The following is a 26,018-nucleotide window of genomic DNA, read 5'->3' as shown; positions in this document are numbered from 1 at the left end:
TCAGCCTGATATCCTTAATAGTATATCCTATCTTGTCCTATTAAGCAAACCTTTTATTCCCCGCCGGAAGATTCTTCCGCCGATGCCAGATAAGCGTCAAAAACCCGTCTCGCCATCGGTACCGCATAATCTCCACCGGATCCGGCCCCTTCTATGATGATCGTCACCACAAGCTGCGGATCTTCCGCCGGTGCAAAGCCTGTGAACCAGGCGTGGCTCTCTCCTTTCTGCTTGTTATACTCCGCCGAACCCGTCTTGCCTGCAGCGGTGTAAGACAGCCCGGACAGTTTCGTAGCGGTTCCGCTCTTTACGACTTCCTCCATATATTCTCTTAAAATGGCCGCTTCCTCACTGCTCATAAGTGATCCATATGTTTCGGGTGAATACTCTTTTACTTTGACGCCCTCTGCGCTCTCGACCCGCCTGATCATACGGGGCTTCATCAAAATACCGTCATTGGCAATCGCCGATGTGATCATGGCAACATGGAGCGGCGTGATCTGAGTCTTTCCCTGACCGATGACATTCTGCATCATCTCTTCGTCGCTTTCCGCCCCGGTGATCACCAGCTTGCTCTGATTATAGACGCCTTCCATCGGCAGCTCCTGATTAAACAGCAGTGTATCGAGCGTCTGCGCAAAGGCATCTTTGTCCAGCAGCAGGCCAATGTCCGCATAGGACGCATTACAGGATTTGGCAAACGCTGTCTTCAGTCCGATCGTTCCGTGTTTACTTCCATGATAACAGTTGATCACACTCTCACCCCTGCGATAGCTCCCATTGCAGGAATACTGATAGGTCTGATACGTATCGGGGTTTTCCCGGATATATTCCAGTGTCGTTATCATCTTAAAAGTAGAACCGGGCGGATACAGTCCCTGTGTCGTACGGTTGAGCAGTGTCCCGCTCTCCTCGTCTTCCAGCAATCCGTCCCAGAGCTGAGAGATCAGATTGGGGTCGAAATCCGGTTTGGACACCATGGCGAGAATCTCCCCTGTCTCCGGGTCCATGGCAATGACCGCACCCCGGTAGATGCCCAGCGCTTTCGAGGCAGCTTCCTGTAACGTCACATCAAATGTCGTATATACATTATCCCCGGGACTCTTCCCGCCGCTGATTTCTCCCTTCACCTTTGCCACCGCAGGAATGCTGGAGCGGATCAGATAGTAATTGGCCTGCGACTCCATGCCCATTTTTCCTTTGTCCACATAACCTATCGCATGGGCAAACAGACCGGCATACGGATATACCCGCTTCTCATTCCCGTTCTCATCTGTCACAGTCTCCGCCAGCACTTCTCCACCGCTCGCATAGATCGTACCTCTCCGGTTCTGCTGGCTCAAAATATTCTGGCGGTTATTATAGCTATTGTTCATCAGTTCTTCCTGATGGGTCATGGCATACAGAGACAGATACCCCATCATAGACAGATAGAGTACCACAAAGCCGGCTGTCACGACCATAATCTCCCGGTTTTTACTCTTCTTCCGGTTCTTCTTTTTTTCTGTTCTTTTTTTCTGAGGCATTCTTCCTTCCTCCTGTCAGATACAGTCCCTGAACGACGGAAAACATCAGGATCGTGCTCAGTACGCTGCTTCCTCCATAGCTGATAAAAGGCAATGTCACACCGGTCAGCGGAATGAATTTGATGCCGCCGCCGATCGTCAGAAAAATCTGAAAGATGTAGGTGACACCCAGCCCCACTGCCGTCAGCCGGTAAAACTGCTCCTTCATCGACAGCGCAATCTGCATAAACATAATAAAACAACTGACATAAATGAGGATCAGACAGAGAGAAAATAAGAGTCCGAGTTCCTCCACGATCGCCGAAAAGATAAAGTCCGTCTCCACATAAGGAATCGACTTCGGACTTCCCTGACAGAGACCAAGCCCAAACAGGCCCCCACACCCGATCGCAAACAAAGACTGCGTGATCTGATACCCTTCCCTGTCAATCACACTCCACGGGTCGCGCCAGGCCTGTACCCGCACCTGCACATGGGCAAACAGACGGTAAGACAAATATGCCGCGCCTCCCCCTCCGAACAGTCCTGCGGCCAGATAGCGCCTTTTCCCGGTAGCTACATAGACCAGTACCACATAGGTGACAAAGTAGATCAAGGCGCCTCCGAGATCTTTGGAGAGCACGAGAATGAGCACATGACCGCCTGCGACTGCTGCAGACAGCGCCACATTCCAAAAAGAGAGGGAACGACAGAGGATAGAGGCGACAAAAAATACAAATACAATCTTCACAAACTCAGATGGCTGAAACGAGACGCCAAAGACAGAAAACGCCAGCTTGGAACCATTTGTCACCGCCCCCAGTACGAGCACCACTCCCAGCGCCGCCAGCCCCACCGCCGCATATATCCATGTAAAATGGCTCCAGTTTCTCACTTTCTGCATCAGGCCGGGAACAAGAAGGGCAATGACCGCAGAAACCGCCGCGATCACAAACTGCCGCACCGCCTTATCATAAGAAAGGCGCGTCAGAACCGTAAATCCCACCACCATCAGAAAACACATATTGTTGACGACAAGCCGGTTTGCTTTCGGATAAATCAGATGATACAGTACAATAACCGTGTACATGGCGATCTGCTGGAATAAAAAGAAAAACAGATATTCCATCTTCCCCGTCCTGACATAAATAGGCAGAAAACAGCCCAGATGAACGAGAAACATAAACAGATTCTGCCGGATATAAATACCGCTGCGCTCGCTTTCCGTCTCATACCGGAACACTGCAAAGCACTCGTACGTATAAAAAGAAACGAACAGCGTAATAAAATATTTGGAAAATTCACTGATATATTGTGCCATACGATCGCCGGATCACTCCGCTCCCCTTTTATAATGCCCCTTTGTATAAGAAAAATCGACCTTTCGACGCTTTTCCGGCTCCCTGATAAAGTCTCTGTAGCAGGCGAGCACCTGCCGGATCTCTTCTTCTCCTTCCGTAGTAAAAGCCAGCCGAATACCGGAAGGACACTCTTTGATCACAGACTTTCCGTATTCGTGCAAAGATAATGGGATACTGTTATAAATCTCATTATAACAGTGTGTGCATACGATGCGAACCGGGAAATCTGTCCCATACCGGTCACGCAGAAGCATCCGGCTCTCCTCCTGGCCAGATGGAGTTTCTGCCTGTCCTCTCCCGGCCCGGGGCCGCGCACCCGTCTCTTTCGGACACCGGCCAGCCGTTTTTCTGACACAGTTTGCCGTAATCATCAGCAGTGTCCGGCCATAGACAATTACTTCCATTCCCTCAGTGCCTGTTTCATACAGATCTTCTTTCTTACATTCTAAAGGCGCGCAGACAGAGACGCCAATCTGTTCATAAAACGCTTTTGCACGGCGATTCCATACATAAAGGCCGGCATCTCCGATGATCTCACCGCGGTAATTCTCTTCCTGCAGCCAACAGAGACTTTCAAGATTGCGCACGAGAACGCCGTCCCAGATTGCCGCAGAGGCAGACAATACTCCTTTGACCGTCTCCAGATACGCCTCGTCCCGCAGACGGACAATCTGAGGCATGACCAGAAACAGTGTCCTGCCCGGCCTTTTGGCTTTCCAGTCCACCAGTCTGACATCAAAGGCTTCCTGCCCCCTGTCTGCTGCGTCTGCCAAAAACAGATCGCCGTCAATATAGAGCCGATTGATCTCCGGAAGCTCCGATACTGCCGGGAACTGCTCTCTGTGCTGTATCTGCACGGCCAGATAAGGCACTGTTGTCATCACCATATCACGTTCTGTTTCTGTACCGTATTCTGTCTCTGTCAAATGCTTCGTCTTATGATATGTCGTCTCTGCATTCCATTTGCTTTCCGAGCCTGCGGACGCAGTGATATGCCTTGTAACGGCATCTGCGCCGGTCATCGCTTCCTCCAGCGCCAAAAGTGCATCTCTGCGCAGATCATTCAATGCCCTGACCGGCAAGAACAGATCCGGCTCCATCATTATCTCCAGCTTTTCCATGAAAAAAGGCGTATTACCGGTCTTGCGCAGCTGTTTTTCCACCGCTTCTTTTGTCAGCGGTTTGTTCATCGCCGCTTGCGCAGTCTGGCCTGTCTGGCAGATCCGGTATCTCCGGGATGCAAGAGTGTGATCCTGTCTCTTTGCAGAGTTCTCTTCATAACCGTATCGGCCGTTCTCTGTCCATAATGTGAGAAGAGCCGGCCTGTCCTTTTCCAGGCGGACTTCCCCGCAGACCGGTATTTTGGACCTCTGTTCCAAATAGGTCTGACGGATTTCCTGCAGATAGGTCTCATCTGTCCCCGCATATCCTGGCTGCTGTGGTGTAATCATCTCCCGACCGTTATGCCTGTGATAATATCCTTCCTGTATTTCACTGCGAATATACAGGCTGCGCAGTCTTTCCATGTCCTCCTGATCGACGGTATATTCTGCTCCAGGCGCGGCATAACAGCGATCGATATATTTTCGGTAAATGGCCGTGACGCCCGCCGCATACTCCGGCTTTTTCATCCGTCCTTCAATTTTAAAGGAATCGATGCCAGCCTCGATCAACTGAGGTAGAAAGGCGATCGTACACATATCTTTCAGACTCAGATAGTAGCCCTGCCCCGCAGGTCCGTCTGCCCCTACAAGTTCATACGGCAGCCTGCATGGCTGCGCACACCTGCCCCGGTTTCCACTTCTGCCTCCGAGCATACTGCTGAAGAGACATTGTCCGGAATAACAGTAGCACATCGCTCCATGAATAAACGCTTCCACTTCGATCCCAGTCTCTTTGATCCTGAGAATCTCTCCGAGAGACAACTCCCTCGCCGGCACCACACGTGAGACGCCCTGACCCATCAGGAATCTGGCTCCGCGTGCTCCGGTGATCGTCATCTGCGTACTGCCATGCAACGGCAAACCCGGAAATGACTTCCGCAGGAGAGAAAGCACTCCCACATCCTGAACGATAACGCCATCCAGACCCGCTTCATAAAAAGGCCGGATATACTCTGTCAGTTCCCCGATCTCGGACTCTTTGACAAGCGTATTCACAGTGAGATACAGCTTCCTGTCGAATAAATGTGCATAACGAATAGCCAGACATACCTCTTCCTCCGTAAAATTCGCAGCGTATGCTCTGGCTCCATATTTTTTACCACCAATATATACAGCATCCGCACCCGCATGGATCGCTCCCAAAAAGCCCTCGTAATTTCCTGCCGGCGCTAATAGCTCAACTTTTTTCATCTGTCTTTATGCCTTTTTCTGTCCCTTTAACTCCGTTTCCATGCGAACGATCTTTTTGGCATTTTCATTCAGCTCGTTCTGCAATCCTTTCATACTCTTCTCGGTACTCTCCATCTTCATCTGAGCGGCGATCAGCTCATGCTTCAGATCGTAGATCTCTTTCTCCTTGCTCTCTATGTCTTCCTCCAAAATACTGATCTGCTTTTTCGCCTTGAAATAATCGTCTGCGATATTAAGCTGCATTAGTACATTCTGAATATCCATCGGCTGTCTGCGGAACTGGTCAACTTTATTATATTCTGCCACTTTGTTATTGATATAAGAAGCAACTTTCTGAAGGTATTCCTCACTCTCGTAACCGCTCAATGTAAAGACCTTACCTCCGATAATGACTTCCGTATCTGTTTTTGCTGACATTTCCACACTCCTCATTTGTAACCATATCGCCGACTCTCGTAACGGAAATATTATACCTAGATTATGTCGGAATTTCAAGCCCAAAATGCCGATATGTGAGATCTGTCACCGTCCGTCCTCTGGGAGTTCTGTTGAGCAGACCGTTTTTGATCAGATATGGTTCGTATACATCCTCAATCGTGCCCGCATCCTCACCGATGGCCGCTGCCAGTGTGTCAAGTCCCACCGGACCGCCGCCAAATTTCTCGATCATTGTCACCAGTATGTTACGGTCCACAAAATCCAGTCCCAGTTTATCCACATCGAGCAGGTCAAGGGCAATGCCCGCTACTTTCTCTGTGATCACGCCGTCATACCGTACCTGAGCAAAATCACGCACTCTCTTTAAAATACGGTTGGCAATACGGGGCGTTCCCCGGCTCCTTCTCGCCAGTTCCCGCGCTCCTTTTACCTCGATCTCCACCTGCAGCACCCGGGCAGAATGAAGAATGATCTGGCAGAGCTCCTCCACACTGTAAAACTCCAGTCTGTGAATAACGCCAAATCGGTCACGCAGCGGCGCCGTCAAAAGTCCGGCCCGCGTCGTCGCACCCACAAGCGTGAATTTAGGCAGGTCCAGACGGAGCGAACGGGCAGACGCCCCCTTCCCGATCATAATATCAATGGCATAATCCTCCATCGCCGGGTAGAGCACTTCCTCCACCTGCCTGTTGAGCCGATGGATCTCATCGACAAAAAGAAGGTCTCCCTCCTGTAAGTTGTTTAAGATTGCTGCCATCTCGCCCGGTTTTTCAATCGCCGGGCCACTCGTGATCTTCAGATTGACGCCCATCTCATTGGCTATGATTACCGCCAGCGTCGTCTTGCCAAGACCAGGCGGGCCATAGAACAGGACGTGGTCCAGCGCGTCCTGCCGCTGTTTGGCCGCTTCAATATAAATCTTCAGATTTTCCTTTGCTTTTTCCTGTCCGATATAATCCTTTAAATATTGGGGCCTGAGACTCCCTTCCAATCTGACGTCTTCCTCCATCAGACTGGTTTCGATCACTCTACGTTCCATGTCCGTTTCCGCCTGCTAAAATATATGCTTTAAAGCCGCTTTTAAAATTGCTTCCGTGTCCGTCTCGTCCACGTCTGTCACCTGCTTCACTGCCCGCAGCGCATCGGCTCCGCTATATCCGAGAGCAATGAGTGCTTCCACTGCTTCGCCTCGCGCGCCTCTGTCCTGCGCCCCCGAGACGGAAACTTCCGGCTGCTGTCCGTTCTCCGGCGCGTCCTCGAGCGATACCTTGTCCCGCAGATCTAAGATAACCCGTTCCGCCGTCTTCTTACCGATCCCCGGCGCCTTGGCAATCATACGGCTGTCAGCAGCGACAACGGCAAAACGCAGATCCTGCGCGCTCATGACAGACAAAATGCTGAGAGCCCCTTTAGGTCCCACACCGTTCACTGTGATCAGCAGCCGGAATATGTGCAGTTCCTCCTTTGTCAAAAAACCGTACAGGCAAAAAGCATCTTCCCGCACACAAGTATAGGTGTACAGTTTCACCGACTGGTGCAGTCCCGGCAGCCGGCTCATCGTCCCGGCAGAAATCTTCACATTATAACCAATGTCTCCGTTCTCCACGACCGCATTGTTTTCCGTTATTTCCTCCAGCGTGCCTTTCACATAAGCGATCATCTCTTATCTCCTTATCCTTCGCAGTGTCTGCCCCGATATGATACCGGTCAGCATCCCCGTGACCGTCCCGGAAACGAGAAGCGGCGGCAGATAATAAAAGATACCCTTTGTCTCCACGACAAAGGCCGCCACAGCAAGCTGTCCGATGTTATGAAACACCCCTCCGGCCATACTTACCCCGCAGACTCCGAACCCTCCGGTCTTTTTCGCAAACGCCATTGCCGCAAAGCTCAACATGCCGCCGGCAAGGCTGTACAGCAGACTGTACATGCTGCCAAACAAAAAACCGCTCAACACGATCCGCAGTATATCAATCCAGAAAGCCTCTTTCACGCCTGACAGATAAAGCGTAAGTACGACCGCCAGATTGGCAAGCCCCAGCTTCATGCCCGGCACGCCAAAAGAAAACGGAATTAGAGTCTCCACGTATCCAAGAATCAGCGCAAAAGCGAGCAGCACACCAAGCGCTGCCGTTTTCTCCGAATGACTTCTCATATTTTCACCTTGTGACCCCGTCCAGTTCCGTCTCTTTGCCGCTTTCCACCGTTATCACCAGTTTATGGGGCAGACAGGTCACTGCCTGTCCATTGCGGGAGATCCTGCCCTGTTTTACACAGAGACGGTCCGGACAGTCCGCATCTTCGATCCATGCTTCCCCTCCGCGGATCACAAGACGGTTCATACTGCCGTCTGCTCCGTAAATCGTCTCCTCCCGCTCTTCCCGGAGAGAATAAACGGCGATCTGCTCCTTCTCCTGATATACCGTCACCGTTTCTTCTCCATCAGTCAAAGACGCCGCTCTCTGAACTAAAAAGAAAGCACCGGCCACCGCCAGAACCGTCCCTGCAAATAGTAATTCTCGTTTTTTCATGCACCCATTGTAACACGATCGAACGTATGTTTCAACTGTTTTTTGCCGCCGTCTGAAACTCACCATCGGGAGACAATCCGTTATTTGCCCCGTAAGAATCATAGATCAGTGAGAATGTCCCTTGGGGAGCCTGGGCAATATAGCAGGCCCCATCCCCGTGAGCGCCATACAGCCGCATAATGGCAATCATCTGCTCCGTGGGGATAGCGACACAGCCGGAAGTATCCGTGCGACCCTCCCTGATGCAGTGCAAAAACAGCGCGGACCCTTTTTTCGCAATTCCATATTTGTTATAGCCGGCATCGATGGCATAATCGTAATAGCCGGCATACGCGGGGGTACCCACTGCCTCTCCATGGCCCCGGGCGCTCTTGTCCTCTGTCATCTGATTCGAAGAGGCAAGCCAGACATGGTTCTCATTCACCTGCAGATAATTCGCCGGGAATCCTTCCATCGCCTCCTTCTGTCCGAAAGGCGTATTCATCTGAAACAGACCGATCGGCGTCGTTTTATCCCCCTCGACGCGGTCGTTACTCATACCGCCCCGTCCGAGATAGCCACAGGTCCGTACTTTACCGATCCAAACACCATCGATCTTCTCATAGGCATAAACGTTACACTGAGAGCCGCCCGTCCCCTCCACAACGACGAGCACCTGTGCGCCCTCCGGGAGTGCAAAGCGATCCACATCAAAATCCACACTGATTCCCTCTTCCTGCTCTGTTTTCTGCAAAACCGGCGTTTCCGGCGCCGCCTCTGCCTGACAGCTCACCGCCAGCAAAAGCATCGCCGTAAACGCCGCTATCTTCCGTCTTCCTCTGCTCATCTTCTCCTCTTTCTGTTTTTGTCCGCCTGACCATCCGGCTTTCCTGCCGGTTTATTTCTGATTGATATAATTGATCAGCCCTTCGGCCTCAATGATTTTCTGCATAAACTCCGGAAATGCCTGCCCCTGCCAGGACACGCCTTTCGTCACATCCGTGATCACACCGCTGCCGAAGTCGATCTCCACCTCTTCGCCCGCCTCAATGGCTTTGGCCGCCTCCGGACATTCAATAATCGGAAGTCCGATATTGATGGCATTGCGGTAAAAAATTCTCGCAAATGTCTCGGCGATCACACAGCTTACGCCGGCTGCCTTGATCGCGATCGGCGCATGTTCCCGGGAAGAGCCACAGCCGAAGTTTTTGTTGGCGACAATGATGTCTCCCTGTTTTACATTATGGATAAATTGCTGATCAATGTCTTCCATACAGTGAGCAGCCAGCTCCGCCGGCTCGGATGTGTTAAGATACCTTGCCGGAATAATCACGTCCGTATCCACATTGTCTCCATACTTAAATACACTGCCTTTTGCTTTCATTTCTCTCTCCTCCTTACGCAAGCTGATCGGGGCCGGATATTTTTCCGGTCACTGCACTGGCGGCGGCAACGGCCGGACTTGCCAGATAGACTTCGGAATCCACATGTCCCATACGTCCGACAAAATTGCGGTTCGTTGTCGATATGCAGCGCTCCCCTGCCGCAAGAATGCCCATATAGCCGCCCAGACAGGGTCCGCACGTCGGAGTGCTGACAACGGCTCCCGCCTCGATAAAGACTTTCAGAAGTCCCTCTTCCATCGCCTGCATATAGATTGCCTGCGTAGCCGGAAGGATAATACAGCGGATGCCTTTGGCCACGTGTCTTCCCTTTAAGATCTGTGCCGCCATGCGCATATCATCAAGCCGTCCGTTCGTACAGGAGCCGATCACGACCTGATCGATCGCAATCTCTTCCGTGATCTCATCAATCGTTCTGGTATTCTCCGGAAGGTGCGGAAAAGCGACAACCGGACGGAGCTTGCTCAGATCAATCGTATACTCCGCCTCATACCGGGCGTCCTCATCCGCCTCATAAATTGTATAATGCTTTTGGGAATGTGCTTTCATATAGGCGATGGCCTTTTCGTCTACCGGAAAGATCCCGTTTTTGCCACCCGCCTCAATAGCCATATTGGCGATCGTAAAGCGGTCGTCCATGGAAAGACTGGCGATCCCGTCACCCGTAAACTCCATTGACTGATACAGTGCGCCGTCCACACCGATCATACCGATAATATGCAGGATCACATCCTTTCCGCTCACCCATTTGGGCAGTTCTCCCGTCAGATGGAACCGGATCGCAGATGGCACTTTAAACCATGCCTTGCCGGTCGCCATACCGGCTGCCATGTCCGTACTGCCGACACCGGTGGAAAATGCACCGAGCGCACCATAGGTGCAAGTGTGGGAATCCGCGCCGATAATGACGTCTCCCGCCACTGTCAAACCTTTCTCCGGCAGCAGTGCGTGTTCGATCCCCATCTCACCTACCTCAAAATAGTTGGTGATCTCGTTGCGATACGCAAATTCCCGCACGCATTTGCAGTGCTCCGCCGATTTAATGTCTTTATTAGGGACAAAATGATCCGGAACAAGCGCAATCTTGTCTTTGTCAAAGACCCCCTTGATATTCATCTTTTCCATCTCTTTGATGGCCACCGGACTTGTAATATCATTTCCAAGCACAAGATCCAGGTCCGCTTCGATCAGTTGTCCGGCCTCTACATGATCCAGGCCGGCGTGGGCAGCCAGAATCTTCTGCGTCATTGTCATTCCCATTCCTTTATCCTCCTGCTTTCTCTCTTTTAAAATACTTATGAAACAAACAGATCAGAAAGTTTCGCACACTATATGATCCACGGCAGTTAAACGCCTTTCTCCTCTATCCTATCACATTCGCAGCCCATTTCCCAATATCTATTATTTATATTTACTATAACTGATTATTATGATATGATTTTCTATTATAACCAACATAACTGAGCATTACCGGAAAGGACCGCCATGGAAAGCAATCTGCATCTGTATCATATCTTTTATGTCGTCGCCAAATGTGGCAACATCTCCGCCGCTGCCCATCAGCTCTTTATCAGCCAGCCGGCCATCAGCAAGTCCATCTCCAAACTGGAACAAAATCTGGACACGCTTCTGTTTACCCGCAGCTCCCGGGGCGTAACTCTGACTGCGGAAGGACAGATCCTGTACCGGCAGGCAGACGCTGCCTTCTCCGCTCTCAGGCAGGGGGAAGAGCATCTGCGCAAGGCGGGAGAGCTTGGGATCGGCCATCTCTCTATCGGTGTCAGCGCCACACTCTGCCGCTATATGCTTCTTCCCTATCTGCGGGAGTTCGTCCAGAAAAATCCTCATATTAAAATATCAATCTCCAGTCAGTCCAGCTATCAGACAATCCGCGCGCTCGAAAACGGCGAGATCGACGTAGGGCTGATCGGAGAACCTGCAAGAGTGGGAAAACTCTGCTTCTTTCCCCTGAAAGAGATCCAGGATATTTTTGTCACTACCAAAAGCTACCTGGAAAACCTCAAAAAGCGTATGGATGTCCGTCACTTTGCGGATCACGAGTCCATCTATTCCCAGGCAACTCTCCTGCTGCTTGATCAGGACAATCTGAGCCGGCAATATGTGGACAAGTATCTGAGCCGGGAACTGATCGAGAACGACCGTCTCATCGAAGTGACGACGATGGATCTGCTCATTGAGTTCGCCAAGATCGACCTCGGCGTTGCCTGTGTCATCTCCGATTTCGTAGCAAAAGAGCTGGAGAAGGGAGAATTGATCCGCCTGCGCTCTCCGGTGCCGATCCCCAGGCGAAAGATCGGCTTTGCCTGCAGACAGGAAGCCTCCGCCAATGAGGCGATGAAACGATTTATGGACTTTGTCCGTCCAAAGGAACGGCCATAAAACGAAAGGATGCTCTGTGACAAGCATCCTTTCACTCTTAATTTCTTAATCTCAATAACTTATTCGGTAATTTTCCATGACAATATGACAAAATCGTCTCTGATCTGATTCCTTCCGTCTTTATCCGTAAACTTTCAGGTCAGTTTATGGAAGATAATACAGTTCGGTTTATCAACCGCAATCTCTTTTCCATTCATCACGAGCAGACCCTTCTCCAGATCCACATTGAAAAAAGTCATTGTATTGGACTCATGATTCAGCGATACGATGTGACGCAGATCCGGGAAGAAATTGGCATCTTTCGGATAGTCGCCGCTGATCGGCAGACAGAACAATTTATCCAGCTCTCCCGTGTCATGATTGACTTTGTAGACGACAACGCTGTTATCACCCGCGTTGGAGCTGATAATATAGTTGTCATCCATTGAAAAATTGAGCGTGCAGGCCGCAGAACCTCCCGCATGATAATCATTCAGCGTGGAGACTGTCTGAATCTTTTCAAATTCGGGATTGCCCTTGACTTCCTGATAGCGATAGACATCAATAATATTTTTCAGTTCATGCACGATATAGAGATACCTTCCGTCTTTTGTAAATTTTACATGGCGGGGCGCGGACTCTATCTCGCTGCGGATCATATCGATCTGTTTTACCTTTCCGGTCGCATGGTCAAACCGATATACATTTACGTGATCCATACCCAGATCGGCCGCCAGCAGATACTTATTGTCTCTCGTCATCTTCACACAACTGATATGAGGCCGGAAATTCCGCTCTGCGATACTGCCCAGTCCCTTATGAAACACTTCATCCGTGATTTCGCCGATACTGCCGTCTTCCTTTAAATCCAGCACTGTCAGCTTGCCGTCGTGATACCCGGCTACAAACAGGTAGGAATCCGTATAATCCGTTGACAGGTAACACCCTCTCATTCCATTGATGGAACCATGTCCCAACAACTCCAGATCGCCGCTGGCAGAATTGATCTTGTAGGCCTCCACGCCGGTATCTGTGATCGAATACAGAAACTTCTGATTATGAGAAATGGTCACATACGAAGAATTGGTGATCATCACCTGGTTTTTTTCGATCAGCTTGCCACATTCCAGATCAACATCATAAATTTTAATGCCATGTGCATCTCCCTTTGTCGTGTAGGTCGATACATAGGCAACATATCTGTCTGCTTTCATCGCTCTTACCCTCCATCTGCGCTTTTATTGTATCATCTGCCAACAACAGGGTCAACAAAAAATACGGTGATTTTTCAAAAGCATAATGCTTGACAAGCGGAAGAAACCTAGTATAATATTTATCAGCGTTTGTTTAGTTTTATTAAACTTTGTGTTTACTATTGAGGTGTTGTCATGAATATCGGAACGAAGATCAAAGAATTGAGAATCCAAAAAGGACTGACTCAGGAAGAGCTTGCTGACAGAGCCGAACTGTCAAAAGGATTCATCTCCCAGCTCGAGCGGGACCTGACCTCTCCCTCCATTGCCACTCTCGTGGACATTCTTCAATGTCTGGGGACGGATCTGAAGGATTTTTTCAACGAAAACACCGAAGAACAAATCGTATTTCATAAAGAGGATTATTTTGAAAAACAGGACACAGACTTGAAAAACAAAGTCGAATGGATCATTCCCAACGCCCAGAAAAACATTATGGAACCGATCTGCCTCACTCTCGAGCCGGGAGGCTCCACATACCCGGATAATCCCCATGAGGGAGAGGAATTCGGTTACGTGCTTTCCGGCAGTATCGTTCTCCATCTCGGCAAGCGGTCCTATCCGGCGAAGAAGGGGGAATCGTTTTATTTTACGCCGAACACGACCCACTACATCGAATGCACGGGCAAAGGCGGCGCCATCGTAATCTGGGTCAGCAGTCCGCCCAGCTTTTGATCTGTTTCCGCTTATTTACAAAAGTTATTACACAGGAGGAATCCAACTTGCATAAACTCATCGACTTACAGCATATCACAAAAGCCTATGATTCCAATGTCGTTTTGGATGATATGAATCTGTATATACGTGAAAACGAATTTCTGACACTGCTCGGACCCAGCGGCTGCGGCAAGACGACCACTCTGCGCATCATCGGCGGTTTTGAGACTCCGGATAAAGGCCGCGTTATTTTTGACGAAACGGATATTACCTCGTATCCGCCACACAAGCGCCAGCTAAACACCGTGTTTCAGAAATATGCCCTCTTTCCCCATATGAATATCGGAGAAAACATTGCGTTCGGTCTGCGCATAAAAAACAAACCGAAATCTTATATCCGTGATAAGATCACCTATGCCCTGAAACTCGTCAATCTCGATGGTTATGAGAACCGGATGCCGGACTCTCTGAGCGGCGGCCAGCAGCAGCGTGTGGCAATCGCCCGCGCAATCGTCAATGAACCGAAAGTACTGCTCCTGGATGAACCGCTCGGCGCACTGGACTTAAAACTGCGTCAGGATATGCAGTATGAACTGATCCGGCTGAAAAATGAACTTGGCATCACCTTCATCTATGTGACCCACGATCAGGAGGAAGCGCTGACGATGTCCGACACAATAGTTGTCATGAATCAGGGATATATTCAGCAGATCGGTACCCCGGAAATGATCTACAATGAGCCGGAAAATGCTTTTGTGGCTGACTTTATCGGCGACAGTAATATCATTGACGCCGTCATGATCCGCGATGAGCTCGTAGAGATACTGGGCACCCGCTTCGCCTGCGTGGATAAGGGTTTTGGGGAAAACAAACCGGTCGATGTCGTCATCCGGCCGGAAGATGTAGAACTCGTGGAGCCTCAGCGCGGTATCATCGAAGGTGTTGTCACTCATATCATTTTCAAAGGGGTACATTATGAAATGGAAGTCATGGCGGGCGGTTTTGAGTGGCTTGTGCAGTCGACTAAAATGTTTCCGGCAGGCACACAGGTCGGTCTTCTCGTAGACCCCTTTAATATCCAGATTATGAACAAACCGGTATCCGAAGATGAGGAGGCAATCGGCATTGATGAATAAAAAAACGCTCTCTTTTCCTTACATATTCTGGTCTGTGGTCTTTATCCTCATTCCACTCTGTATGGTCTTTTATTATGGACTGACAGATAAGACCGGAGCTTTTACGCTTGAGAATATTGCCACGATGGCGACAGCGGAACACGCGAAAGCATTGATGATTTCTATCCGCCTCTCTCTCATCAGCACGGCAATCTGTTTTTTGCTCGCCTACCCGCTGGCCATGATACTGGCGGGCATGAACGTAAACCAGCACAGTTTTATCGTCCTGATTTTCATCCTTCCGATGTGGATGAATTTTCTGCTGCGCACGCTCGCGTGGCAGACTTTACTGGAGAAAACAGGGGTCATCAACAATATTCTGGGCTTTTTTCACCTGCCCCCGCTGGAGATTATCAACACGCCAGCGGCGATCATACTCGGCATGGTCTATAACTTCCTGCCTTTTATGGTCCTGCCCCTCTATAATGTGCTCGTGAAGATTGACAAAAACGTAATCAACGCCGCCAGAGATCTGGGCGCCAACAGTCTGCAGACATTTTTCCGGGTCACTCTGCCACTGTCTGTTCCCGGCATCATCAGTGGTATCACGATGGTATTCATCCCTGCACTGACGACCTTTGTCATCAGCACTCTGCTTGGCGGCAGCAAAATCCTGCTCATCGGAAATGTGATCGAACAGGAGTTCACTCAGACAAACAACTGGCACCTTGGAAGCGGCCTCTCCATCGTCCTGATGATCTTTATTATCATCAACATGGCTGTGGAAGCCGCATTTGATAAAAACGGGGAGGGAACAGCACTGTGAAACAGACACTCCGCAGGCTCTACATCGGCCTGATCGTATTATTTTTATATGCCCCGATTGTGACGCTGATCGTCCTCTCCTTCAACTCCGGGCGTTCCAGAGCCAAATGGGACGGTTTTACCGTAAAATGGTATCTGTCGATGTTCCATAACAGGGCGATCCTGCAGGCGCTCTCCAATACCCTTGTCATTGCCCTGCTCTCCGCTCTCATTGCCACGGTCATCGGTACGATCGCCTGCATATCCATGCAGGGCATGAAACGCAGAAACAGAGCCATTATTATGGGAATCACCAATATACCGATGTTAAACGCCGAGATCGTCACCGGCATCTCCCTGATGCTTTTGTTTATCACACTCGGTTTTCGCTTCGGTTTTATGACAATCCTGCTCTCTCACATTACCTTTAACATTCCTTATGTGATACTGAGCGTCATGCCCCGTATGAAACAACTGAATCCGAGCATTTATGAGGCCGCCCTTGATCTGGGCGCTTCACATATACAGGCATTTTTCAAAGTCGTATTTCCGGACATTCTGCCCGGCGTGCTTTCCGGCTTCCTGATGGCCTTTACGATGTCGCTCGATGATTTTATTATCACTCATTTTACGAAAGGCCCGGGTGTGGACACCTTATCGACGAAAATTTACACAGAAGTCAAAAAAGGCATCAAACCGGAGATGTACTCTCTGTCCACACTGATATTTGTAACGGTTTTAATTCTTCTCTTTCTCGTGAACAGATCTCCTTCCGGGAAAAAGAGGACTCAAACAGCAATGCTGATAACGAATCATGAGGAGGAAATCAAAAAATGAAACAGATTCAGTTCCCGAAAAAGAGAACGGTCAAACTCACTGCTCTGCTTCTTTGCGGTATCACCGCCCTCTCCCTCACGGCCTGCGGCGGCAGCAGCGGAGAAAACGGTGAAGTCATCGTCTACAACTGGGGAGAATATATCGATCCCGATGTACTGACTTCGTTCGAGGAAGAGACGGGTATCACTGTCGTCTATGACGAGTTTGAGACCAATGAGATCATGTATCCGAAGGTGGAAGCCGGCGCCTCCGCTTATGACGTCGTCTGTCCTTCCGACTATATGATCAAAAAGATGATCGACAACGATCTGCTCGACACCATCAATTTTGACCACATCCCCAACGCCAGAGAATACATCGGACAGCAGTACTTTGACCAGTCAAAAGAGTTTGACCCCACCAACGAATATTCCATTCCTTATTGCTGGGGTACCGTCGGCATCCTGTACAATAAGACGATGGTGGACGATCCGGTAGACTCCTGGGATATTTTATGGAATGAGAAATATGCCGACAATATCCTGATGCAGGATTCTGTCAGAGATGCCTTTATGGTCGCACTGAAAAGAAACGGCGCCTCCATGAACAGTCTTGATGAGGCACAGCTAAACGCCGCCAAAGAAGACCTGATTGCCCAGAAGCCGCTTGTGCAGGCCTATGTCATCGATCAGGTGCGGGATAAGATGATCGGAAATGAGGCTGCGATCGGCGTTATCTACTCCGGCGAGGCAATCTATACCCAGCGCGAAAATCCCGATCTCGAATATGTGATTCCCAAAGAAGGCACAAATGTCTGGATCGATTCCTGGGTCATCCCTAAAAACGCGCCGAACAAAGAAAATGCAGAGAAATTCATCGACTATATGTGCCGCCCCGACATCGCTCTCAAAAACTTTGAATACATCACCTACTCCACCCCCAACGAAGGGGCGAGGGAACTTATCGAGGATGAGCAGATCAAAAACTCTCCCATCGCCTTCCCTGACCTGTCACAGTACGACAACCTTGAAACTTATTCCTATCTCGGGGAAGCAGGTGATGAACTGTACAACGAATTCTGGAAAGAAGTGAAATCGGAATAGCCTGAGGCAAAGTAGTCCGGCAAAGATAAACAGAAACCATTTATGAAATACAAAAATCCGCAGTTCTGATTACTCAGCTGCGGATTTTTGTATAGTTTACCGAATCCTCTCGGGGAATCCGATTTTTTTCTGCACTTTGCGCAGCGTCTTCGCCGCGAAATAGTTGGCTTTCTCTCCGTTATTTTTGATGACACTGTCGATATAAGCCTTGTCTTTCTGAAGCTCTGCAAACCGCGTCTGCAGCGGTCTCAAAATATCTGCCACAGCCTCTCCCACAGCCAGCTTAAACTCTCCATACCCGCTGCCCGCGAATTCCGTTACCGTCTCTTCCACCGTCTTACCGGTACATGCGCAGTAAATGTCAATCAGATTGCGAATCCCTGGCTGCTGTTCGTTGTATGCGATATTGGCCTCGGAATCGGTAACTGCGCGTTTGAATTTGCGAATAACCGTATCCGGATCATCCGTCAGGTAGATGCTGGCGTTCGGATTGTCGTCAGACTTGGACATCTTTTTCGCCGGATCCTGCAGACTGTTGATCTTAGCTCCCGCCTTACCGATAAAAGGCTCAGGAATCGTAAATACATCCCCATAGATCGCATTGAACCTCTGGGCAATGTCCCTGGTGATCTCCAGATGCTGAAGCTGATCTTTTCCAACCGGCACCACATCTGTCTGATACAGCAGAATATCCGCTGCCATCAGCACCGGATACGTAAACAGTCCGGCATTGATATTGTCCGCATGTCTGGCCGCCTTATCTTTAAACTGCGTCATCCGGTTCAGTTCTCCCATATACGTAAAGCAGTTGAGAATCCATGCAAGCTCCGCATGGCCGGACACATGAGACTGATAATAGATACAATTTTTCTCAGGATCAAGTCCTGCCGCAATATATAAAATAAGAAGATTTCTGGCACGCTTTCTCAGCTCAGCCGGGTCCTGCCTGACCGTGATCGAGTGCATGTCCACCACCGAATAGAAGCACTCATACTCATCGCTCAGAGTAATCCAGTTTTTCAGCGCCCCCAGATAGTTCCCCAAGGTAAGGGTTCCCGTTGCCTGCATCGCACTGAAAAGTACTTTCTTATCACCTGTCATTTTTATTTCCTCCTGATTATCGTTCCCTGTCATACTTTATCCAGTGTAACACTGCCGCTTTCGTTCGTCAACAAAGAGGCCAAACAAACAGCGGTATGCCCCTTTGGGGAACATACCGCCATCTGTTGACGGCCAACTTGTCACTTAGTTCCATTGCCAGCCATCAATCACTGCATCCACACGGAAAGACCGGTCTGGGCGGTTCACAGCCACAGCCGTCGTTTCCGCAACAACCACAGTTATCGTTTCCACAACCTGGTCCCGGAGGCGGGCAAGGCGGCGGACATGGAGGTGCCGGAGGATTGCAGCCACAGCCATTGTTGTTATTGTTCCCACAGCCGCAGCTGTTATTATTTCCGCAGCCAGGGCCTGACGGAGGACACGGCGGCGGACACGGAGGTGCCGGAGAATTGCAGCCACAGTCGCAATCACAGTCATTACCACCACAGTTACAGTTACAGCCACAGTCACAGATACAGCCGCAGTTTCCGCCCATGCCACCATGATTACAGCAGCATAACAAGATTAACCAACATAAAATATTCATATTGCTTTCGCTCCTTTTTTATATGATTATTCTATGTGGATTTCCCGGCCTTGTGACAGTGAAATATTATGCGCCTGCCAAAATGAAATCAGACCTCTCTATACATCGATATGATACCCGTTTCTCCTCCTCGCACGGATATAGGCGAAGGTTGCCTTCTCGCCTCTGACGGCAAGCATACGCAGCAGCTTCTCCAGTCGCTTTCTCGTATAGGGATGGAGGAAAAACCGCATTTTCGCTGCACCCTTTTTATAATATGCGAGCGCATCTTTGTCCGTATACGCTTTGCCATTATACACCTTTGATGCAGCGATACGATCCATAAACATTTCAATAATATAGCGGTCCGGCATGGGCGCCGCTTTCATCCCCTCTCTGCATGTTCCCTCGTCCGCGCAATAGTCGATCCAATATTCATAATGATGTCTGTTCCGCCCTTTATGATGAAGCCAGGCGGAAGAATAACCAATAGTCTCTCTCTCCGCATTGTTCGGGCTTCTGTTTCCCTGATAATACCTGGCCCCCACCAGAAACTCCGTAAGCGTATATTTTGACAGGTCATGCAGCAGTCCCTGTCGGTACAGCCCTACTGCAAAACAGCCTTTCATCACCAGATACTTGTGATATGTGATCGTCTTAAAATGTTTCCATGCTTTCATTGTAATGTCTTCCTTTAATGCTCTTCCTTTTTTCTGGACTGATAGATCTGAATCGTGCGTGCTCCCGCCAATGCGATTCCTCCGGAAAGAGAAACCGCTTCCTCTTCTTCCTCTGACAGATACCCTGTGGGAACTGACGTATCCATGCAAAGTTTCCATTCCATCTCTTTGCGTAGTTTCGGCAGTGCAAATTCGTGAGGCTCCCAATGCATATTATAGACGACATAAAAGTCACTGTCTTTTTCTCCGCCCTTATTTTGCGCATATTTTCCACAGTATAATACGCCTACATGGCGACTGCTGTGATCCAGCGCGGGTTTCCATGCTTCTTCCCCATGAAAGGAAATATCCGGATTTCCATATCCGAGATAATCTATTCCCTTCAGCACCTGCTCTCTGTGAAAGACTGCGTGATTTCTTCGGAAACCGATCAGTTTTTTCGTATAATCGACAAAATCCTGATTGGACTTGAGCAGTTTCCAGTCCAGCCAGGTCACGGAATTGTCCTGACAATATGGATTGTTATTACCGTTTTGTGTCTGACCAAACTCATCTCCGCTCTGCAGATAAGGAACTCCCTGGGATAGAAAAACAAGCCCCAGTGCATTTCTCATCTGCTGGCGGCGCAGGAGCCGGATCGACCGTTTCCTTGTGCTCCCCTCCACCCCACAGTTCCAGCTGTTATTGTAGCTTTCTCCGTCTTTGTTCTCCTCTCCGTTTTCCTCATTATGCTTTCTGTCATACGAAACAAGGTCCTGTAACGTAAACCCGCCGTATCCGGCAATGGCATTGACAACTCCCGCCTTCTCTTCATTGTCCTGCAGATGGGAAAGCATCGCATTAATACAGCCTTCGTCCCCTTTCAAAGCCTTTCTCATATCATATGGAAAACTCTCCCGCCAAAATGCAAGATTTCTATTCCAGCTCCCTTTCTTTTTCGGATAAATTTTCTCCAGTGGCAGATGCGTACCGATCAGTTTCGTATCTTTTAAAAAGGGATCGGTGGCCAATATCACGACCGGCGCATCGCCGCCGATCAGATGAAATCCGTCAATATGGTACTCCTCCACCCAAAAACGCAAAATGTCCGGGATTTCTGCCGCCGCAGTCTTTTCCGGAAAATAAAACTGCATCAGGACTTCAATACCCGCCTTGTGCAGTTCCCTGACCATATCCTTCATCTCAGCCGCCGCATTGCGGCCATAAGCGTAGGCGCTCTTAGGCGCATAATAATATCCGGCTTTAAAGCCCCAGTAGTTGATCTTTATCTCCGCTTCTTTCTGATAAGTGCTCTCCGTTTTATCGATCTCATCAAACTCATACGCCGGCATCAGTTCAACCGCCGTGATACCCAGCTCCCGCAGATAAGGAATCTTTTCTCTGACGCCTGCAAACGTCCCTTTCTTTTTGACTGCCGAGGAAGTATGTTTCGTAAAACCGCGTACATGCAGACCATAGATGACAGACTGACCGTAAGAATGAAGGGGACGAACCTCATCTCCCCACTCATAGCTCCCACGCGGCAGTTCGTAGCGAAGCGCTCCCTTTTCCTGTCCATAACAGCGCATACCGACCACGCCCCGCGCATAGAAATCGCAGATTTCCCTGCCATCCGCATAATAACAATAACTGTCAGCCTTTTCCGGCAGATCTTCCAGGAGCACAGAGTACATCTGTCCCTGTCGGCAGCTCTCTGACACCGGAACTCTCATCAATTCCCTTTCTCCGGCAAATATCCCGATTTTTATATCTGCAGCAGGTTCTTCTATTTTAAATACAAACTGAATGCCTCTGTCTACCACTGTTACGCCTTTCGGATAGTAACTTTTATCTCTCATGCAAGTCTTCCCTTCCAAGTAATCCTCTATCGCTAAAGTATCTGTCACAGACAACCCTGTAACTGCTATCCAATTCCTCTGTCCACAGTGCGTACCTTCACCGCGCTCTGCCATATTCATATACATACATTCGCAGTGCGCTAGCTTCCACTGCGTTCCAGCTCACTCACGGGCGTTCGCCCTATAAAAAAAGCTATCTGAAAGAATGCTTACGTACAGGTACGACGTATTTTTTATCTGTCTTTTTTTGCACTGCTCATGACTGTACGGACATTATATCATAAATCTTCCTTGGTTGCGATAATTTTATACAATAGTTTTCCCTGTGCTTTACTTTTTTTCATTCTTTTTGTACAATAAGTGTGGGGAGAAAATAGGAACCGAAAGGAAGGTACAACATATGGGGATAAACAATACCGACGAAGAAATGACTGTGGAACTGGAGCTGGAAGACGGCTCTAAAGTTGAATGTGCCATTATCACGATCCTGACTGTACGGGAACAAGATTACATCGCGCTTCTCCCTTTGGATGAAAAAGGGGAAAATACGGACGGAGAAGTGTGGTTGTACCGTTATCATGAAGATGAGGTAGACCCGGATATTGAACCGGAACTGACCTACATCGAAGATGACGAGGAATATGAGGCCATAGCAGAGGCCTTTGACGAATATCTGGACAACTCGGAATTTGACGAACTTGTAGATAACAAAAACTCCTGAAAATGACAGGCGGGTTGGTAAGACTGCGGTTTTCCAACCCAAAGTTTTTCCTTTTTAATTTATGTTGCGCTGTGCTTATCTCCCACAATCGCTTTCAGAAACCGGGACATCGTTTCCGGTTCTTTTTTTGTCCCTGTTTTATAAAACAGATACAGTTTTTCCCGCGCCCGGGTCATAGCTACATAAAACATCCTTCTCTCTTCCTCCATCTCCTTCCCGTTTTCCGCCTTCTTATGGGGCACATTCCCTTCATTCAGACCAGGTAGAATCACATAGTCAAATTCCAGTCCTTTCGAACCGTGATAAGTAAGAATATGAACGCCGTCTCTTTTCGCCTCCTTCCGTATCTTCCCGCTTTCCGCCCGCCTGTCCGGGTTTTCCGCAAGCTGATCCCGCAGTTCCCACAAGCCTTTCGCCGCAGCCGCCATTTCCTGTATCTGCATCAATATCTGCAGCGCCTCTTCCAGTGCTTCTCCCTGAAATGCACCATGCAGCCACGCCTCATATCCCACTTCCTTACGAATATACATCAGCGCGGCAAAAGGCCTCATGCGTGAGGCCCTTTCACAGTCGGCTTCCAGCTTTCGGATATTTTTCATGACATTCATGTCAGCATTTCCGTTGAGCAGTTCGCGGAAACAGACCGTCTCTTTCTGACAGCTCTCTCTGTCGATCTGCCTGTCGGGCCGGTTCATGACCCGGTAAAAATCCGCTCTCCTCCGCTCTCCCAGCAGCAGGCGGACATAAGCCGCCAGATCTTCCCAGATAAAATCACTCCGACCGGAATTTTTCTTCCCTGTCCGCACATACGGGACCCCGGATTCAGCCAGCATCCGGACGAGACTGTCTGCCTCCCCATTCCTGCGGAATAAGACTGCCGTCCGGGCCAGATGCCCTTCTCTGCGCAGACACTGCAACAGGCGAAGCACTTCCTGATTCTCTGTCCTTTGATCCGAAAACTCTTCGCAGATGACTTCGCTGTCATTCACACTTTCCCGTGCGGGAGTCTGTGTTTTTACAAAACGGTTTGTATTCTCCGCAATCACAGCGCCTGCGGCCCGGATAATCCCCGGCCGACACCGATAATTTGCCTCCAGAGCGATCTGTCTCGTCTGTGGGTACCGCTCCGGGAACGTCAGCATACGTTCCGGCCCGGCGCCGCGAAACCCATAGATCGACTGGTCGTCATCGCCGACAAGAAACAGATTGTCTTCCGGCTTTGCCAGCAGCAATAAAATCTTCTCCTGAATCGGCGAGATGTCCTGATATTCGTCAGCCAGAATATAACGGCACCGATCCTGCCAGCGCTGCAGCACATCAGGACGCTGCTCCAGCAAATTCAGACACTCATAGGCCATATCATCAAAGTCGAGCTTGTTCCGTTCCTGACAAAGTTTTCTGTAGCGATGAAATACAGCCGTAACCTGCTCCTGTGTAACTGCGGTCTCTGACTTCCCTGTCACTTTACCTTCTCCCGCGCCAGACAGTGCAAGCGAACCTCTGCGGCAGTCTTGTGCGACAGTACCCGGCCGCTGCACAGTGCCTCCCTTCAAACTGGCAAATGCCTCCAGAAAGGCAGAAGCCAGCGTCTCGTCAATCTGCTGTCTGCGAAGAACAGATCGGATATATTGCTGCTTTTCCGCTTCGGTGAGTAAGGTGAGACAGTTGGAAGAACTTTCCCGTAGGATCTGATAAAAGATGGCATGAAACGTGCCAAAACGAATTTGAGATGCGGACTCTGTCAGGATCACCGACCGCCGCCGCAGTTCCAGAGCCGCAGCCTTTGTGAAGGTGACGGCCAATATTTTGTCAGGTGGTACGCGAAGCACCTGCGTCAGATATTGCAGCCTTTTCGTGATCACGGTCGTCTTGCCGCTGCCCGGACCGGCGAGTACAAGCGCCGGCCCGGACTGGTGGCAGATCGCTTCCCGCTGGGAAGCATTGAATGTATTTAAATCAAACGTTATGATTTTCAATTCTCCTTCTGTGAATGAATGGTCTTATTCTTCCAGCAGTTCGATCCCTCTGCGGATCCGCCGCAGAGACTCTTCTTTTCCGAGCACTTCCATGATCTCGGTCGCGCCCGCGGGCGTCGTCTGTTTCCCGGAGACCGCTGTCCGGACCGGCCACATCACGTAGCCGTTTTTGTACCCCTTCTCTTCCACATAACCACGCAGCCGCTCATACAGGGCATCGTTACTGTAGTCGTCCTGCGCCTCAAGAAGAGGGAACAGCTCTCTGAGCACTTCCAGTGAAGACTCTTTTGTCGTCTTCATCTTCTTGTGGCAGTACATCTGCGGATCATACTGCGGCAAGGTCTCAAAAAAGTCCACCATCGCCGGAATATCCGGTAATATCTCGATCCGGGTCTTGACCATCTGCGCGATCTTTGACAGATCAAGCGGCCTGCTGATGCTCTCCTTCAGGAATGGCAGAGCTTTCTCGTAAAAGACTGTGTCGTCCATCGCCTTGATGTATTCCCCGTTCATCCACTTCAGCTTCGTATAGTCAAAAACTGCCGGTGATTTGGACAGATGATGATAGTCAAACGCTTCCACCAGCTCCTGCAGGGAAAAGATCTCCCTGTTATCCGCCGGACTCCACCCAAGCAACGCCACAAAGTTGACAATGGCTTCCGTAAGAAAACCCTGCTCCACAAGATCCTCATATGAGGAATGTCCGCAGCGTTTGGACAGTTTATGATGTTCCTCGTCCGTGATGAGCGGACAATGCACATAGGTCGGCACTTCCCAGCCGAAGGCTTCATAAAGCCTGTTGTATTTGGGCGACGACGAGAGATATTCATTCCCCCGCACGACGTGGGTAATCCCCATCAGATGATCGTCAATGACATTGGCAAAATTATAGGTCGGATAGCCGTCGGATTTGATCAGAATCATATCATCCAGCTCTTCATTTCCGACGCTGATGTCCCCATAAATCTCATCGTGAAAGACTGTCGTCCCCTCTGCGGGATTGTTCTGGCGAATGACATAGGGAATCCCGGACGCCAGCTTCTGATCAATCTCTTCCTGTGAGAGAGAAAGACAATGTTTGTCGTAAATATTGATCTCTTTTCCATCGACCACTCTGGTCAATGTCGCCAGACGCTCCTTATCGCAGAAGCAATAGTAGGCTTCACCCTGGGCGATCAGCTTTTTGGCATATTCCAGATAAAGTCCCTGCGCCTGTCTCTCGCTCTGCACATAAGGACCTACGCCTCCGTCTTTGTCCGGCCCCTCGTCATGAAGCAGCCCTGTCTTCTCCAGTGTGCGGTAGATAATTTCCACAGCCCCCTCCACAAGGCGTTCCTGGTCAGTATCCTCAATCCGCAGGATAAAGTCTCCGCCTTCATGTTTGGCAATCAGCCAGGCATACAGCGCCGTCCGCAGATTGCCCACGTGCATACGCCCTGTCGGGCTGGGCGCAAATCTCGTTCTTATCTTTTTCATCT

23 protein-coding genes and 1 pseudogene are annotated in these 26,018 nt (G+C 49.8%); 7 read left to right on the top strand and 17 right to left on the bottom strand.

Going from position 1 to position 26,018, the window contains the following annotated elements:
- Nucleotides 1-53: 53 nt before the first annotated feature.
- From V1224_08255 to leuC, 11 genes are all read right to left on the bottom strand, one after another.
- Complete coding sequence (locus V1224_08255; protein WWR14500.1) at nt 54-1,526, bottom strand: penicillin-binding transpeptidase domain-containing protein; 1,473 nt, start codon at nt 1,524-1,526, stop codon at nt 54-56.
- A complete protein-coding gene (locus V1224_08250; protein WWR14499.1) occupies nt 1,477-2,826 on the bottom strand; it encodes an FtsW/RodA/SpoVE family cell cycle protein in 1,350 nt (449 codons plus the stop codon). The genes V1224_08255 and V1224_08250 overlap by 50 nt, the downstream gene beginning before the upstream one ends.
- 12 nt (nt 2,827-2,838) lie before the next feature.
- Nucleotides 2,839-5,220 (bottom strand): U32 family peptidase, encoded by a 2,382-nt coding sequence (locus V1224_08245; protein WWR14498.1) that lies wholly within the window; start codon nt 5,218-5,220, stop codon nt 2,839-2,841.
- Between the two features lie 6 nt (nt 5,221-5,226).
- A complete protein-coding gene (locus tag V1224_08240; GenBank protein ID WWR14497.1) occupies nt 5,227-5,637 on the bottom strand; it encodes a cell division protein ZapA in 411 nt (136 codons plus the stop codon).
- 61 nt (nt 5,638-5,698) lie between these two features.
- The gene (gene ruvB, locus V1224_08235) at nt 5,699-6,697 is read right to left on the bottom strand and encodes a Holliday junction branch migration DNA helicase RuvB (GenBank protein ID WWR14496.1); all 999 of its coding nucleotides are present in this window, start codon (nt 6,695-6,697) and stop codon (nt 5,699-5,701) included.
- Nucleotides 6,698-6,712: 15 nt separating this feature from the next.
- On the bottom strand, nt 6,713-7,318 hold the full coding sequence (gene ruvA / locus V1224_08230; protein WWR14495.1) for a Holliday junction branch migration protein RuvA: 606 nt from the start codon (nt 7,316-7,318) through the stop codon (nt 6,713-6,715).
- A gap of 3 nt (nt 7,319-7,321) precedes the next feature.
- The gene (locus V1224_08225; GenBank protein WWR14494.1) at nt 7,322-7,813 is read right to left on the bottom strand and encodes a Gx transporter family protein; all 492 of its coding nucleotides are present in this window, start codon (nt 7,811-7,813) and stop codon (nt 7,322-7,324) included.
- 4 nt (nt 7,814-7,817) lie between these two features.
- On the bottom strand, nt 7,818-8,189 hold the full coding sequence (locus V1224_08220) for a NusG domain II-containing protein (protein ID WWR14493.1): 372 nt from the start codon (nt 8,187-8,189) through the stop codon (nt 7,818-7,820).
- Nucleotides 8,190-8,220: 31 nt separating this feature from the next.
- Nucleotides 8,221-9,015, bottom strand: coding sequence for a L,D-transpeptidase family protein (locus V1224_08215; GenBank protein WWR14492.1), 795 nt, complete (start codon nt 9,013-9,015; stop codon nt 8,221-8,223).
- A gap of 51 nt (nt 9,016-9,066) precedes the next feature.
- Nucleotides 9,067-9,552 carry a 3-isopropylmalate dehydratase small subunit gene (leuD, locus tag V1224_08210; GenBank protein ID WWR14491.1) on the bottom strand — a complete coding sequence of 162 codons (486 nt, stop codon included), beginning with the start codon at nt 9,550-9,552 and terminating at the stop codon, nt 9,067-9,069.
- 13 nt (nt 9,553-9,565) lie between these two features.
- Nucleotides 9,566-10,831, bottom strand: a complete 1,266-nt coding sequence (gene leuC / locus V1224_08205) for a 3-isopropylmalate dehydratase large subunit (protein WWR14490.1) — start codon at nt 10,829-10,831, stop codon at nt 9,566-9,568.
- Nucleotides 10,832-11,056: 225 nt separating this feature from the next.
- On the opposite strand from leuC, the gene V1224_08200 reads away from it, so the two are divergent.
- On the top strand, nt 11,057-11,971 hold the full coding sequence (locus V1224_08200) for a LysR family transcriptional regulator (GenBank protein ID WWR14489.1): 915 nt from the start codon (nt 11,057-11,059) through the stop codon (nt 11,969-11,971).
- 134 nt (nt 11,972-12,105) lie between these two features.
- Here V1224_08200 and V1224_08195 read toward each other — a convergent pair whose 3' ends face one another.
- Nucleotides 12,106-13,164, bottom strand: a complete 1,059-nt coding sequence (locus V1224_08195; GenBank protein WWR14488.1) for a lactonase family protein — start codon at nt 13,162-13,164, stop codon at nt 12,106-12,108.
- Between the two features lie 174 nt (nt 13,165-13,338).
- Between V1224_08195 and V1224_08190 the strand changes: the two genes are divergently transcribed.
- The 4 genes and pseudogenes from V1224_08190 to V1224_08175 all read left to right on the top strand — a co-directional run bounded on the left by V1224_08190 (nt 13,339) and on the right by V1224_08175 (nt 17,698).
- Nucleotides 13,339-13,878, top strand: coding sequence for an XRE family transcriptional regulator (locus V1224_08190; GenBank protein WWR14487.1), 540 nt, complete (start codon nt 13,339-13,341; stop codon nt 13,876-13,878).
- A gap of 47 nt (nt 13,879-13,925) precedes the next feature.
- Nucleotides 13,926-14,996: an ABC transporter ATP-binding protein gene (locus tag V1224_08185; protein WWR14486.1), complete on the top strand. Its 1,071-nt coding sequence runs from the start codon at nt 13,926-13,928 to the stop codon at nt 14,994-14,996.
- Complete coding sequence (locus V1224_08180) at nt 14,968-15,801, top strand: ABC transporter permease (GenBank protein ID WWR14485.1); 834 nt, start codon at nt 14,968-14,970, stop codon at nt 15,799-15,801. Before V1224_08185 ends, V1224_08180 begins: the two co-directional genes overlap by 29 nt.
- Nucleotides 15,798-17,698 (top strand): annotated as a pseudogene (locus tag V1224_08175) (extracellular solute-binding protein). The gene V1224_08180 and the pseudogene V1224_08175 overlap by 4 nt, the downstream one beginning before the upstream one ends.
- Before the next feature lie 96 nt (nt 17,699-17,794).
- Here V1224_08175 and trpS read toward each other — a convergent pair.
- Nucleotides 17,795-18,799, bottom strand: a complete 1,005-nt coding sequence (trpS, locus tag V1224_08170) for a tryptophan--tRNA ligase (protein WWR14484.1) — start codon at nt 18,797-18,799, stop codon at nt 17,795-17,797.
- A 153-nt stretch (nt 18,800-18,952) separates the two neighbouring features.
- On the opposite strand from trpS, the gene V1224_08165 reads away from it, so the two are divergent.
- Nucleotides 18,953-19,372, top strand: a complete 420-nt coding sequence (locus V1224_08165) for a hypothetical protein (protein WWR14483.1) — start codon at nt 18,953-18,955, stop codon at nt 19,370-19,372.
- A 72-nt stretch (nt 19,373-19,444) separates the two neighbouring features.
- On the opposite strand, the gene V1224_08160 is transcribed toward V1224_08165, so the two are convergent.
- Entirely contained in the window at nt 19,445-20,005 is a 561-nt protein-coding gene (locus V1224_08160) for a DUF5662 family protein (GenBank protein ID WWR14482.1), read from the bottom strand.
- A gap of 14 nt (nt 20,006-20,019) precedes the next feature.
- The gene (locus V1224_08155) at nt 20,020-21,969 is read right to left on the bottom strand and encodes an alpha-amylase family glycosyl hydrolase (protein ID WWR17385.1); all 1,950 of its coding nucleotides are present in this window, start codon (nt 21,967-21,969) and stop codon (nt 20,020-20,022) included.
- 274 nt (nt 21,970-22,243) lie between these two features.
- Here V1224_08155 and V1224_08150 point away from each other — a divergent pair, with 274 nt between their 5' ends.
- The gene (locus V1224_08150) at nt 22,244-22,564 is read left to right on the top strand and encodes a DUF1292 domain-containing protein (protein WWR17384.1); all 321 of its coding nucleotides are present in this window, start codon (nt 22,244-22,246) and stop codon (nt 22,562-22,564) included.
- 59 nt (nt 22,565-22,623) lie between these two features.
- On the opposite strand, the gene V1224_08145 is transcribed toward V1224_08150, so the two are convergent.
- Both V1224_08145 and gltX read right to left on the bottom strand, forming a co-directional pair.
- On the bottom strand, nt 22,624-24,540 hold the full coding sequence (locus V1224_08145; GenBank protein ID WWR17383.1) for an ATP-dependent helicase: 1,917 nt from the start codon (nt 24,538-24,540) through the stop codon (nt 22,624-22,626).
- 24 nt (nt 24,541-24,564) lie between these two features.
- Nucleotides 24,565-26,016 (bottom strand): glutamate--tRNA ligase, encoded by a 1,452-nt coding sequence (gene gltX / locus V1224_08140; protein WWR17382.1) that lies wholly within the window; start codon nt 26,014-26,016, stop codon nt 24,565-24,567.
- Nucleotides 26,017-26,018 lie beyond the last annotated feature (2 nt).

It is taken from the genome of Lachnospiraceae bacterium JLR.KK008, from assembly GCA_037015955.1.
Taxonomy (GTDB): domain Bacteria; phylum Bacillota; class Clostridia; order Lachnospirales; family Lachnospiraceae; genus VSOB01.
Note: the sequence above shows the minus strand (reverse complement) of the source record. Positions and strands in the feature narration are given on the sequence as shown.